Source organism: Corynebacterium sp. HMSC036D02 (assembly GCF_001836165.1).
Classification (GTDB): Bacteria; Actinomycetota; Actinomycetes; order Mycobacteriales; family Mycobacteriaceae; genus Corynebacterium.
The window spans coordinates 139,680-149,593 of record NZ_KV827691.1; the positions used below are offsets into that span (position 1 = coordinate 139,680).

9 protein-coding genes are annotated in these 9,914 nt (G+C 58.9%); 2 read left to right on the forward strand and 7 right to left on the reverse strand.

All coding sequences use genetic code 11. The features are described from left to right. Positions 1-46 precede the first annotated feature (46 nt). The gene (ctaD, locus tag HMPREF2743_RS08835; RefSeq protein ID WP_070525286.1) at positions 47-1,738 is read right to left on the reverse strand and encodes an aa3-type cytochrome oxidase subunit I; all 1,692 of its coding nucleotides are present in this window, start codon (positions 1,736-1,738) and stop codon (positions 47-49) included. A 339-nt stretch (positions 1,739-2,077) separates the two neighbouring features. Then, complete coding sequence (nrdF, locus tag HMPREF2743_RS08840; RefSeq protein WP_070818605.1) at positions 2,078-3,067, reverse strand: class 1b ribonucleoside-diphosphate reductase subunit beta; 990 nt, start codon at positions 3,065-3,067, stop codon at positions 2,078-2,080. A gap of 105 nt (positions 3,068-3,172) precedes the next feature. Between nrdF and HMPREF2743_RS08845 the strand changes: the two genes are divergently transcribed. Further along, complete coding sequence (locus tag HMPREF2743_RS08845; protein WP_070818606.1) at positions 3,173-3,883, forward strand: FadR/GntR family transcriptional regulator; 711 nt, start codon at positions 3,173-3,175, stop codon at positions 3,881-3,883. Here the strand turns inward: HMPREF2743_RS08845 and nrdE are convergent. From nrdE to HMPREF2743_RS08870, 5 genes are all read right to left on the reverse strand, one after another. Next, on the reverse strand, positions 3,880-6,042 hold the full coding sequence (nrdE, locus tag HMPREF2743_RS08850; RefSeq protein ID WP_070525409.1) for a class 1b ribonucleoside-diphosphate reductase subunit alpha: 2,163 nt from the start codon (positions 6,040-6,042) through the stop codon (positions 3,880-3,882). The two genes, HMPREF2743_RS08845 and nrdE, sit on opposite strands and share 4 nt — an antisense overlap. 62 nt (positions 6,043-6,104) lie before the next feature. Next, positions 6,105-6,530, reverse strand: coding sequence for a class Ib ribonucleoside-diphosphate reductase assembly flavoprotein NrdI (gene nrdI / locus HMPREF2743_RS08855; RefSeq protein WP_070645901.1), 426 nt, complete (start codon positions 6,528-6,530; stop codon positions 6,105-6,107). Between the two features lie 9 nt (positions 6,531-6,539). Continuing rightward, on the reverse strand, positions 6,540-6,779 hold the full coding sequence (gene nrdH / locus HMPREF2743_RS08860) for a glutaredoxin-like protein NrdH (protein WP_070645899.1): 240 nt from the start codon (positions 6,777-6,779) through the stop codon (positions 6,540-6,542). Positions 6,780-7,245: 466 nt separating this feature from the next. Next, a complete protein-coding gene (gene ykgO, locus HMPREF2743_RS08865; RefSeq protein WP_003847162.1) occupies positions 7,246-7,368 on the reverse strand; it encodes a type B 50S ribosomal protein L36 in 123 nt (40 codons plus the stop codon). Between the two features lie 123 nt (positions 7,369-7,491). Next, positions 7,492-8,820 (reverse strand): sugar porter family MFS transporter, encoded by a 1,329-nt coding sequence (locus HMPREF2743_RS08870; protein ID WP_070818607.1) that lies wholly within the window; start codon positions 8,818-8,820, stop codon positions 7,492-7,494. A 27-nt stretch (positions 8,821-8,847) separates the two neighbouring features. On the opposite strand from HMPREF2743_RS08870, the gene nadE reads away from it, so the two are divergent. Continuing rightward, positions 8,848-9,672, forward strand: a complete 825-nt coding sequence (gene nadE / locus HMPREF2743_RS08875) for an ammonia-dependent NAD(+) synthetase (RefSeq protein ID WP_070525281.1) — start codon at positions 8,848-8,850, stop codon at positions 9,670-9,672. Positions 9,673-9,914: the final 242 nt, after the last annotated feature.

Sequence of the window (9,914 nt, forward strand, 5' to 3'; positions counted from 1 at the left end):
TGTGATGGGGAGGCGGCGTTATCAGGAGTACTCAGCTAGTGAGTGCTTAGTGGCCGGAGTGTGCTTCCTCGCGCATGCGCTTAACCATGTGCGGGTAGTGCAGCTCGAAGGCCGGACGCTCGGAGCGGATGCGCGGCAGGGATACGAAGTTGTGGCGCGGCGGCGGGCAGGAGGTGGCCCACTCGAGGGAGTTGCCGTAGCCCCACGGATCGTCCACGGTGACGATCTCGCCGTAGCGCCAAGACTTGAAGACGTTCCAGACCAGCGGGATAACCGAGGCACCCAGGACGAAGGAGAAGATGGTGGAAATCTGGTTGAAGACCGTGAAGCCATCGGACTCCAGGTAATCGGCGTAACGACGCGGCATACCCATGTTGCCCACCCAGTGCTGAACCAGGAAGGTGCCGTGGAAGCCAATGAAGGTCAGCCAGAAGTGAATCTTACCCAGGCGCTCATCAAGCATGCGTCCGGTCATCTTCGGGAACCAGAAGTACAGGCCAGCGAAAGCGGAGAACACCACGGTACCGAACAGGGTGTAGTGGAAGTGAGCAATCAAGAAGTAGGACTCAGCAAGGTGGAAGTCCAGCGCCGGGGAGGCCAGCATAATGCCGGTCATACCGCCGAAGAGGAAGGTAGCCAGGAAGCCCATGGCGAAGATCATCGGGGTATCCCAGGTGATGTGGCCCTTCCACATGGTGCCAACCCAGTTGAAGAACTTCACGCCGGTCGGAACCGCAATGAGGAAGGTCATGAAGGAGAAGAACGGCAACAGGACAGCACCGGTGACGAACATGTGGTGGGCCCACACGGCCATGGACAGCGCGCCGATGGCCAGCAGGGCGAAGACCAGGCCGATGTAACCGAAGACCGGCTTGCGGGCGAAGACCGGCACAACCTCAGAAATGATGCCGAAGAACGGCAGTGCCAAGACGTAGACCTCCGGGTGGCCGAAGAACCAGAAGAGGTGCTGCCACAGGATGGCACCGCCGTTGGCAGAGTCATAGATGTGGCCGCCCAGCTTGCGGTCATAAAGAACGCCCAGCGCTGCGGCGGTCAGCAGCGGGAAGATCATCAGCACGATGATGGAAGCGGTAAACACAGCCCAGGTGAAGACCGGTAGACGGAACATGGTCATGCCCGGCGCACGCAGGGTGAGGACCGTGGTGATCATGTTGATGGCGGAAGCGATGGTACCGACACCGGTAGCACCCACACCGACAATCCACATGTCCGCGCCGATGCCCGGGGTGTGAACCGAGTCAGCCAGTGGCATGTACATGGTCCAGCCGAAGTCAGCAGCACCGCCCGGAGTCAAGAAGCCCGCGAGCATCACGATGCCGCCGGTCAGGGTAATCCAGAAACCGAAAGCATTCAGACGCGGGAAGGCCACATCCGGTGCACCAATCTGCAGGGGCAGAACGTAGTTACCGAATGCCCACACCACTGGTGTTGCAAACAGCAGCAGCATTACGGTGCCGTGCATGGTGAACAGCTGGTTGAACTGCTCATTGGACAGGAACTGCAGTCCCGGGGTGAAAAGCTCAGCACGAAGAAGCAGAGCCATAAAGCCACCGAGGAAGAAGAAGCTGAAGGACATGATCATGTACATGATGCCCAGCTGCTTGTGGTCGGTGGTGGTTAGCAACGTCCACGCCTTGGAACCGGTCTTTGCATTACCAGTCGGCTCCGGACGTGTAGGCGCGACATAATCGTCGAGCCGTGGCGCCACAGCGGTCATAAAATCCTCCTGAAGAACAAGCGTTTAACCACATCGGTATCACGCGTTTTCACGCGCCACACGCTCAGCGATCAAACACCTAGGTTTACTCGCATTATATTAGGCCACCTCAGGGCCAAATTTCCAGCGCTCTGTTATTTTCCGCTACCCTTGCTAGCCCCGTTTGGAGCAGATAACCCCTTGTACGCGGCCGACCCGCCGCGGCACGCCTTAGCGCTCGGTGATCTAGAACACAGAAGGCGCGTTCTGTAGGCCCCCAAAAGCCGAAAACGCACCCCCTGAAAGAATCAACCTTTCGGTTGATCCTCTCGGGAGGTGCGCGGCACCGACGGGGAGGGTTTAGAAGTCCCAGTCGTCGTCGGTAGTTTCCTCGGCCTTGCCAATCACATAGGAAGAGCCGGAACCAGAGAAGAAGTCATGGTTCTCATCCGCGTTCGGAGACAGCGAGGACAGGATCGCTGGGGACACGCGGGTTTCATCCGCAGGGAAGAGACCCTCGAAGCCCAGGTTGTTCAGCGCCTTGTTGGCGTTGTAGCGCAGGAAGCGCTTCACATCCTCGGTCCAACCCAGCTCATCGTAGAGATCCTCGGTGTAGTCAATCTCGTTCTCGTAAAGCTCGTAGAGCAAGTCGAAGGCATAGCCCTTCAACTCTTCCCGCTCCGGCTCCGAAAGCTCCTTGTAGCCCTGCTGGAACTTGTAGCCGATGTAGTAGCCGTGAACGGCCTCATCGCGAATAATGAGGCGGATGATATCGGCCGTGTTCGTCAGCTTTGCTCGCGAAGAGAAGTGCATCGGCAGGAAGAAACCAGAGTAAAAGAGGAAGGATTCCAGCAGCACGGACGCTACCTTCTTCTTCAGCGGGTTATCCCCCTCATAGTAGGACATGACGATCTTGGCCTTGCGCTGGAGGTTTTCATTCTCCTCGGACCAGCGGAAAGCGTCGTTGATCATGGGTGTCGACGCCAGCGTCATAAAAATATTGGAGTAGGACTTCGCGTGGACGGACTCCATAAAGGCGATGTTGGTGTACACGGCCTCCTCGTGGGGCGTGACGGCGTCGGGAAGCAGCGAGACCGCACCCACGGTGCCCTGAATGGTATCGAGCAGGGTGAGGCCAGCGAAAACACGCATGGTGGTCTCCTGTTCCTTCTCCGTGAGCGTCTTCCAGCTCGGGATGTCGTTGGACACCGGAACCTTCTCCGGGAGCCAGAAGTTACCGGTCAGGCGATCCCACACCTCAAGGTCCTTCTCATCTGGAATGGTATTCCAGTTAATTGCCTTCACCGGAGCCTCGTGGCTAGCGATGTAATCGTCGTACTCGTGAGACACGCACGTCACCTCGTCTTGCTAGTATTTTTGGGGGTTCGGTGCCATCGTACCCTCTAAAACTAGGGGCCAAAATTCCAGCGTGTTTTATACTTAAGCCCTGTTCTCATGACCCCGAGTTTCGATGGAATGACTGACTCCTCCGCCCCCCTCCTCAGCACCGTGCTCGACGCTTTGGGCACGGGCATCGTCAGCGGCACGCTGGCAGCCGGTGATCGATTTACACTCACTGATCTCTGCGCGCGCTTCGGTATTTCCCGAACCGTAGCCCGCGAAGCCATGCGCGCGCTCGAGCACCTAGGGATGGTCTCCTCGTCGCGCCGAGTAGGTATTACAGTGCTCCCCATCAGTGAATGGGCGGTCTACGATCCCGCAATCATTTCTTGGCGTTTAGGTTCCGAGAAATCGCGCGATAGTCAGCGCACCTCTCTTAATGATCTACGCCTCGCCATCGAGCCTGTCGCCGCGGGCTTAGCCGCGCAGCACGCTTCCCCAGAAGATAAGGAAGAGATTCTGGAGCTGGCCCACCGCCTCCAAGTCACGCCCACGCGGCGCGTCGGCGAGCACCTCGCCACAGATCTACGCTTTCACGCCATGGTCCTCCACGCCTCGGGCAATGAGATGTTCTCGGCACTGAGCCCCTATCTGCTCTCCATGGTGCGCGGGCGCTCCCTCTATGGTTCCCGCAAACGCAACCCGACGGCCGGCACCGCCCAGCTTCACCTCGATCTAGCGGAGGCAATCCACCGCGGTGACTCCCCCGAGGCAGAAAAAATCGCACGCGCCATTCTCATTGAGGCGCGTGCGAATAAAGACTAGAGCATGCAGGAAACGCAGCCCTCAATCTCAGTTCCCTCCAGAGCCATCTGGCGCAGGCGGATGTAGTAGAGGGTCTTAATGCCCTTGCGCCAAGCGTAAATCTGGGCGCGGTTGATATCGCGGGTAGTGGCGGTGTCCTTGAAGAACAGCGTCAACGACAGACCTTGGTCAACGTACTTCGTGGCTTCGGCGTAGGTATCGATGATCTTCTCGTAGCCGATCTCGTAGGAGTCCTTGAAGTACTCCAGGTTGTCGTTGTCCATGTGCGGCGCCGGGTAGTAGACGCGGCCGATCTTGCCTTCCTTACGAATCTCGATCTTGGAGGCAATCGGGTGGATCGAAGAGGTCGAGTTATTGATGTAGGAAATCGATCCGGTCGGAGGCACCGCCTGCAGGTTGCGGTTGTAAATGCCGTGCTTGGCGACGTCCGCCTTCAGCTGCGCCCACTCCTCTGCCGACGGGGTGTGGATCGAGGACTTGGCGAAGAGCTCCTTAACTTTCTCCGTACGGGGAGCAAAATCAGCCGGATCATAGCGGTCGAAGAACTCGCCACTAGCGTAGTCAGACTCGGGAAACTCGCTGAAGTACTCGCCGCGTTCGCGGGCCAGCTTGTTGGATGCGCGCAGCGCAGCGTACATGATGGCGGCGAAGTAGGCGTTGGTGAAGTCCAAGCCTTCCTCGGAGCCATATTCAATGTGCTCGCGGCCGAGGTAGCCGTGCAGGTTCATCTGGCCCAGACCGATGGCATGGGAATCATCGTTGCCCTTGCGCACGGAAGGAACAGAGTTGATGGCGGTCTTATCCGACACCGCGGTCAAACCACGGATAGCAGTCTCCACCGTCAGCGCGAAGTCCGGGGAATCCATGGTGGCGGCGATGTTCAAGGAACCAAGGTTGCAAGAAATATCGCTGCCCAAGGTCTTGTAGGTGAGGTCCTCGTTGAGCTCCGACGGGGAGTTGACTTGCAGAATCTCCGAGCAGAGGTTCGACATGTTGATGCGCCCAGTCTTGACTGGGTTGGCGCGGTTCACGGTGTCCTCGAACATGATGTAGGGGTAACCGGATTCGAACTGCAGCTCCGCGACGGTCTGGAAGAAGTGGCGAGCGTTGATCTTCTTCTTGCGGATACGCGGATCCTCAACCATCTCTTCGTAGTGCTCAGTAACGGAGATATCACCGAAAGCCTTGCCGTAGACGCGCTCGACGTCGTACGGGCTGAACAGGTACATGTCATCGTTCCGCTTCGCCAGCTCGAAGGTGATATCTGGGATCACGATGCCAAGCGAAAGAGTCTTAATGCGGATCTTCTCATCCGCATTTTCGCGCTTGGTGTCGAGGAAGTTCATGATGTCCGGGTGGTGCGCGTTGAGGTAAACCGCACCAGCACCCTGACGGGCACCCAGCTGGTTCGCGTAGGAGAAGGAATCCTCCAACAGCTTCATCACGGGGATGACGCCGGAAGACTGGTTCTCAATGTGCTTGATGGGCGCGCCAGATTCACGAATGTTGGACAGCAACAGCGCCACGCCGCCGCCGCGCTTGGACAGCTGCAGAGCGGAGTTAATGGAGCGACCAATCGACTCCATGTTGTCCTCAATACGCAGCAGGAAGCAGGACACCAGCTCGCCACGCTGAGCCTTGCCGGCGTTGAGGAAGGTCGGGGTAGCCGGCTGGAAGCGGCCGGTCATGATTTCATCCACGAGGTGCTCAGCCACCTTAGTGTCACCATCGGCCAAGAAGAGTGCGGTCATGGACACGCGGTCTTCGAAGCGCTCGAGGTAGCGGCGGCCGTCGAAAGTCTTCAGCGTGTACGAGGTGTAGTACTTGTAAGCACCCAGGAAGGTCTTAAAACGAAACTTGAAGGCGTAGGCGCGCTTGAACAGGGACTTGATGAAATCAAAGTCGTACTGCTCGAGCAGTTCCGGCTCGTAGTATTTGTTGTCCACCAGGTAGCGCATCTTTTCTTCCAGATCATGGAAGTAGACGGTGTTCTGGTTGACGTGCTGGAGGAAGAATTGGTTCGCGGCCTCGCGGTCCTTGTCGAACTGAATCTTGCCGTTCTCGTCATACAGGTTCAGGAGTGCGTTGAGCGCATGGTAATCCAGCTGCTCCTCTGGCTTCACAGGTTCAGCGACGGTCTTACCCAATTGCGTGGTCACGACGTTCACGGGCCTTTCTTTGCTATGGCGAAATGGAGAGACAAAATAATAGAAATGAGGCTTTAGGCGGCTAAACCTAAAGCGGCCGCGTTGGCCAAGAGGCCTTCACGGCAAATTGTGACATCTTCCTCGGTTCCGAGAAGCTCGAAGCGGTACACATAAGGAACCTTACACTTGGCGGCGATAACGTCGCCCGCCTTACCAAAGTCACTGCCGAAGTTACTATTACCTCCGGCTACGACAGCACGAATAAAGCTGCGGTTGTGCTCGTCATTGAGGAAACGAATGACCTGCTTGGGGACAGGCCGGGTGTTCCGCCCGCTCATCGACGCCCCTCCCCCGTACGTCGGACAAATCAAGACGTAGGGTTCGTTCACGGTGAGGGGCTCGTCATTAAGACGCAACGGGATGCGGGCGCTGGGAAGGCCGAGCTTCTCGACGAAGCGGTGGGTGTTTTCCGTAGCGGAAGAGAAATACACGACCAACATGGCTGCACCCTAGGCGCTCGCCGCCATGGCAGAGAGAGCCTTGATGCGGTCGGGACGGAAGCCAGACCAGTGCTCGCCGTGAGCTTCAACGACCGGCGCCTGGACGTAGCCCAGAGCCATGACGTAGTCGCGGGCATCATCATCCATCGAGATATCCACCGACTCGTATTCGAGACCAGCACGGTCGAGAGCCTTCTTGGTGGCGTTGCACTGGACGCAAGCGGGCTTGGTGTAGAGGGTGATGCTCATGTGACGTTCCTTTGGCTTCCTTCGGCGCTACACGCGGAGTGACTGTTGAATTCGATACGAGCAGAGCATCGAGCAGCTCTGCTTTTAAGCTCTGAGCAGCGATATAGAACCGCCGCTCAAGCAACATCAACGACACTATACTTTGTGCCAGAAACCCGCAACTAGCACCACATGTAGTAGTTACAAGGGTGGTATTCCCAGGATGTAACCCGACTCGACCCCACATGTTGACACCCCATCACTCCGCCCACTGCCACGGCGGTAACTACACGAGTGATATTCCCTGCGCGTTTACCAAAGATTCACTTAGTTTGTGACAAACACCACCCGGGGGCCTGGTTTCGCCTCTCGCACATCCACACGAAATGTCCCTTAAGCTCACAGGACTTCGGAGAATAAAAGAAACCGCCCCGCTCCAGCAGGCAAAAAGCGTGCTAAAGCGGGGCGGTAATTAAGTCCGTGCGACTTAGCCCTGGCGAGCCTTGAAGCGCGGATCCTTCTTATTGATCACGAAGACCTTACCGTGGCGGCGAATAACCTGGGCGCCCGGCTTCTTCTTCAGCGACCGAAGCGACTTGCGAACCTTCATCGGGCGCTCCTTTCGTTATGCGCAATCTAGATGCGATTGATTAGTTCAAAGCACAGCCGGGCAGACACCCAGCAATGACACGAGGAAAAATGTTACCCCACGCGCGCGTCATAACCAAAACACTCAGCTTTCGGAGTAGCGGGAGCGAAGCTGTTCGGCAACATCCTCGAGGCTCTTCCCCGTCGTTTCCGGAACGAGGGCGCGGGTATACCCCACCGCGACGAGGCCCAAGACCGCAAAGATTACGAAGGCCAGCGAGCCGCCGAGCCACTCGACCACCGGCAAGAAGAACTGCGCCACCGCCCAGTTACTCACCCACAGCGCCAGCCCGGCGATTCCCATGCCCAAGCCGCGAACTTCGGATGGCACGATTTCTGACATCAGCAGCCACGTGGCCGGGGAGACCGCCGCCTGCTGGAAGGCAATGAACGCCGCCATGCATGTTAGCGCCAGCATAGCCAGCGGCGTGGAATCATAAGCGAAGTGATAAGCCACAGCTAGAACCACGAGCGAAACAACGTTGCCGCATAAGCCTGCTAGCAACAGCCGGCGGCGCCCCAGTCGGTCAATCACGCGCATGCCCACGAGGCACGCTACGACGGATACCGCACCGATCACCATCGACGTATACACCGAGTTGGTAGTGGAGATACCCACCTGGTTCATCATCGTGGGCGCGAAGTACACAATGGCGTTCACACCCGTAATCTGCTGAGTCACCCCCATGAGCATGGCAAGCGCAATGGCCGAGCGCATCCAGCGGTGGCGTCGCAAAGCTCGCCATTCACCCGTGCTCCGCCGCGCGCTATGCTCCAACTCCGCTCCCCGCGCGCCTACCCGAGCGCTGACTGCGGCAGCTTCGCTCGTTCGGCCTTGTGCCGCGAGCCACGCCGGGGTATCAGGGAGGAAGACCATGCCGAGCGCCAGCGCCGCGCCCGGGACCGCGGCCAGCCCGAGCATCCAATGCCAGCTGCCGCTTGCAGCCAGCAGCGAGTTCACCCCGTACGCGAGCAGCTGCCCGATGACGATCATGAGCGTGTTAAGGGAGACCATCCGGCCCCGCACAGCCGCCGGGGTGATCTCAGAGATGTACATCGGAGAGACGATGGACACCGCGCCCACCGCCACACCAAGGAATGTGCGGGCGGTAGCAAGGTCCGCGGCCGAGTTTGCGAGCGCACACCACACGGAACCAGCCACGAAGATGAGTCCGCCGGCGATGAGGGTTCGGCGTCGCCCGATTACGCTCGCCACACGCCCAGCCGCCAGCGCACCGACTGCCGCGCCAACCAACAGCATCGAGGTGACGAGCCCTTCCTCATGGGCAGACATACCGAATTCCGGCCCCACGAAGAGGAGGGCCCCAGACATCACTCCGGTGTCATATCCAAAGAGCAAGCCGCCCAGGGCGGCTATGCCTGCGACCATCATGACGTACGTATCTTTGTTCACGGGTTCCTATTGTCGCAGGCGGCTACCATGGTCGTCATGTCACATGAATCCTCAGACCTCCAGCACGACATCATCAAGGCCCTTGGCGTAAAGCCCCGTATCGATCCAGCAGAAGAGGTTGAGCGCCGCGTCGCTTTTTTGGTGGACTACCTCCGCACCACCGGCGCGAAGGGCTTTGTCCTGGGCATCTCTGGTGGTCAGGACTCCACCCTGGCCGGACGCTTGGCGCAGCTGGCGGTGGCCCGCGTCGACGGGGCGCATTTCTGGGCCGTGCGCCTTCCCCACGGAGTGCAGGCCGACGAGGATGACGCACAGATCGCTCTCGACTTCATCGAGCCTGACTACTCCCTCACCGTCAACATTGCCGAGGCCACCGCAGCTCTCGACGGCGTCGTTGCCAACGCCTTGCAACAGGACTCCCTGGGGGACTTCAATCGAGGCAACCTCAAGGCTCGCCTGCGCATGTCTGCGCAATACGCGCTGGCCGGCGAGGTCGGGGCCTTGGTCATCGGTACAGACCACGCCGCCGAAAACGTCACCGCCTTCTTTACCAAGTGGGGAGATGGTGCTGCCGACGTCTTGCCCCTCGCCGGGCTTAACAAGCGTCAAGGCGCTCAACTCCTCGAGTACCTCGGGGCTCCTGAATCCACGTGGAAGAAGGTCCCCACTGCCGACCTTGAGGATGACCGCCCCTTGCTTTCCGACGAAGAAGCGCTCGGCGTCACCTACGCCCACATCGATGACTACCTCGAGGGCAAGGCAGTGCCTGACGACGCCCGCGAGCGCATCGAAACCCTCTGGCGTCGCGGCGCCCACAAGCGCACCATGCCGCTGGGCCCTACCAGAGCCTAAGGTTCCAAGCCCCTCCTCGTGGGGCTTTCCCGTTCCGTTTCCGCACCCAGCAATTGCGCCTGAGGCCAGCATTTCCCCGCACGCCAGTGGCATTCTTTCCCCGGCGGTCAGCTCCCCCAGAACGCGAATCTGTCCACCCCAACACCTGTAGCGCATATAGCCCCGCGCCCGTGATTGACTCTTCACCCACATCTGAGCTGGGTGTTTATTCTTCCGGTTGCGGGGTTGCGGGAGCTGTTTTA

Excerpts from the sequence above, each read along its gene's own strand:
- ctaD (WP_070525286.1), bottom strand. The coding sequence starts at position 1,738 with ATGACCGCTGTGGCGCCACGGCTCGACGATTATGTCGCGCCTACACGT.
- HMPREF2743_RS08845 (WP_070818606.1), top strand. The coding sequence starts at position 3,173 with ATGACCCCGAGTTTCGATGGAATGACTGACTCCTCCGCCCCCCTCCTC.
- nrdI (WP_070645901.1), bottom strand. The coding sequence starts at position 6,530 with ATGTTGGTCGTGTATTTCTCTTCCGCTACGGAAAACACCCACCGCTTC.
- nrdH (WP_070645899.1), bottom strand. The coding sequence starts at position 6,779 with ATGAGCATCACCCTCTACACCAAGCCCGCTTGCGTCCAGTGCAACGCC.
- ykgO (WP_003847162.1), bottom strand. The coding sequence starts at position 7,368 with ATGAAGGTTCGCAAGTCGCTTCGGTCGCTGAAGAAGAAGCCGGGCGCC.
- nadE (WP_070525281.1), top strand. The coding sequence starts at position 8,848 with ATGGTCGTCATGTCACATGAATCCTCAGACCTCCAGCACGACATCATC.